Source organism: Mesorhizobium sp. M7A.F.Ca.US.007.01.2.1, assembly GCF_003998165.1.
GTDB lineage: Bacteria > Pseudomonadota > Alphaproteobacteria > Rhizobiales > Rhizobiaceae > Mesorhizobium > Mesorhizobium ciceri.
In genome coordinates, this window is record NZ_RZQP01000469.1 from 1 (window position 1) to 1,468 (window position 1,468).

General features: G+C 62.7%; 2 protein-coding genes. Both read left to right on the forward strand.

Features of this window, described 5'->3' with window-relative positions; genetic code table 11:
* Nucleotides 1-1,187: PLP-dependent aminotransferase family protein (locus EN949_RS35195; protein ID WP_164782676.1), on the forward strand; the 1,187-nt coding region annotated here is incomplete at its 5' end.
* Nucleotides 1,188-1,306: 119 nt separating this feature from the next.
* Nucleotides 1,307-1,468, forward strand: a 162-nt coding sequence (locus EN949_RS36080) for a hypothetical protein (RefSeq protein ID WP_164782677.1), incomplete at its 3' end; no start/stop codon positions are given.

Below are 1,468 nucleotides of genomic sequence, written 5' to 3' on the forward strand. Positions count from 1 at the left end.
GAACCTATGTGCTCGGCCAGCGCGCGAAGCCGGATTTTCCGGCTCCGGACGTCGGCGGCGAAGGCACGCGCTATATCGATGCGCCTAAAGGCAAGCTGCGTTTCGACAGCACCGCAGCACCTGATATCGGCCAGGGCGACATTGTCGCCGGTGTCCTGTCGCGCACGGCGCAGGACCATCCGCATGAGATTTCGAGCTACACCAGGGATTTCCCCGAACGATGGTACGAAGCCGGCGCCCGCTGGTTGGCGCGCAATTCCTTTCGCCCGGATGCCGACACCATCGTTCCCACGCTCGGCACCCATGCGGCGGTGATGGCGGCGATCGCGGCGCTCACCATGCCTGGCGACTATGTTGCCTTCGAGCACCTCACCTACTCGCAGGTTTCCCGCAGTGCCGGCTTGATCGGCAGGCGCACCGCGTTGGTGGCATCGGACGATGAAGGCATCGATCCGCAGGATTTCGAGCGCGTCTGCGCGCAAAAGCATCCCAAGATGATCTTCCTGATGCCGACGGCGCAGAATCCGACGCTGGCCACCTTGTCGGCGGCGCGCCGCGAAGCGATCGCCCATGTCGCACGCGAATACAATGTCGTCCTCATCGAGGACGACCTCTATGGCAATCTGACCGATGATCCGACGCCGTTGCTGGCCGAATATGCTCCTGAGAGGACCATTGTCGCGGGCGGCCTGTCGAAGTCGGTCGCAGCCGGTGTGCGCGGCGGCTGGCTTTCCTGCCCGCCCGCCTACCGCCACCGCATCCGCGTCGCCCACAAGATGATGACCGGCGGCATGCCCTTCCTGCTGGCGGAGGTGAATACAAGGCTGGTGCTGTCCGGTCAGGCGGATGAGATACGAAAGCGCAGCATCGCCGAAATCAGCGCCCGCATCGCCATCGTACGCGAGACTTTGGCCGGCTTCGCCTTCAAGTCGCATGACAGGGTGCCCTTTGTCTGGCTGACCCTGCCCGACCCCTGGCTTTCCGGCACCTTCAAGAACGCTTGCCTGGAGCACGGCGTGCTGATCGACGACGAGGACGAATTCAAGGCCGGCCGTTCCGAGCAGGTTTTCCATGGCGTCCGCTTCGGCGTTTCGCAGCCGAGACAGCGCGGGGATATCGCTGAAGGCGTTGCGGTGATCCGGCGACTTCTCGATGAAGGCCGCGCCGGCTACGACAGCTTCTCCTGACACTGCGTGGCTTTGTCCGGTTTTCCGTCGTTTTTCGTCAATCCATGGGTGTATCGGCCGCAAGGCTTGCGATAAGACGGGACTCAAAATCCCAACGTCCCGGATAAAAATCGCCGCCCATGACCATTTCCAATTCCGTGCCGATCACCCCCGAGCTCATTGCCTCACACGGGCTCAAGCCCGACGAGTATCAGCGCATTCTCGACCTCGTCGGGCGCGAGCCGAGCTTCACCGAACTCGGCATCTTCTCGGCGATGTGGAATGAGCACTGCTCCTACAAA